Genomic DNA, 1246 nt, shown 5'->3' with positions numbered 1-1246 from the left:
GGCGACCAGAACTGGACCGACAGCAGCGGCCTGTTCGCCGCGCCCTTCGCCAATGCCAGCTTCGCCATTTTCCAGAGTGCTCCGGGCACAGTTACGGTCGACAACACAAATGGCGCGGTGCAGGCCGCGGGCATGCAGTTCGTCACCGATGGCTACCTCATCCAGGGAGCAGCTATCGGGCTGGTCGGCCCGCAGTCGATCATTCGCGTCGGCGACGGCACGCTGGCCGGCGCTGGCTATGTCGCGACCATTGCGTCCAACCTGACGGGCAGCAGCCAACTGGTGAAGACCGATGCCGGCACGCTGGTGCTGTCTGGGACCAACAGCTACTCTGGCGGCACGGCCGTCAACGGCGGCACGGTTCAGATTTCGGCGGACGGCAATCTCGGCAACGCTTCCGGTGGACTTTCGCTGAACGGCGGCAGGCTGCACACGACGGCCGACATCAATTCCGCGCGTGCCGTGACGCTCAACGCCGGCGGCGGCACTTTCGACACCGACAGTGCGACCAGCCTGGCGCTGAACGGCATCGTTACAGGGGCAGGGACCCTCACAAAGAAGGGCGGCGGCACGCTGGTGCTGACCGGCGCCAACAGCTATCAGGGCGGCACGGCCATCAATGGCGGGACGGTCGAGGTCTCGGCTGATGCCAATCTCGGCAATGCGGCCGGGGCGCTCACCTTCGACAACGGCACCCTGCACACGACCGGCACATTCACCGCGGCGCGAAGCGCGACGCTCAATGCCGGCGGCGGTACCTTCGACACCGACAATTCGACGGTACTGACGCTGACCGGCGCGGTCGGCGGGGCAGGCGCGCTGACCAAGGACGGCGCCGGCACGCTGGTGCTCACCGCCGACACCACCTATGCCGGCGGCACCACGATCGCGGCCGGCACCTTGCAGCTCGGCAATGGCGGCGCGACCGGCTCGATCACCGGCGACGTGCTCGACGACGGCACGCTCGCCTTCGACCGCAACAACACCTATACCTTCGCCGGGCTGATCTCCGGCAGCGGCGGCCTCGACCAGATCGGCAGCGGCGTCACCGTCCTCACCGCCGACAACAGCTATGCCGGCGCGACCAACGTGCGCAAGGGCACGCTCATCGTCGACGGCGACCAGTGGGCGGCGACCGGGGCGACCACGGTGGAGGACGGCGGCGTGCTCGGCGGCATCGGCACGATCGGCGGCGATGTCAGCGTGCTCGACAATGGCGCGCTCAACCCCGGCGATATCGGCACCA

1 protein-coding gene is annotated in these 1246 nt (G+C 68.3%); it reads left to right on the top strand.

The genetic code is table 11. The features are described 5' to 3' along the window. Positions 1-1246, top strand: a 1246-nt coding sequence (locus LB572_RS34300; protein WP_224670915.1) for an autotransporter-associated beta strand repeat-containing protein, incomplete at both ends; no start/stop codon positions are given.

It is taken from the genome of Mesorhizobium sp. BH1-1-5 (genome assembly GCF_020165615.1).
In the GTDB taxonomy this organism is placed as follows: domain Bacteria; phylum Pseudomonadota; class Alphaproteobacteria; order Rhizobiales; family Rhizobiaceae; genus Mesorhizobium.
Note: the sequence above shows the minus strand (reverse complement) of the source record. Positions and strands in the feature narration are given on the sequence as shown.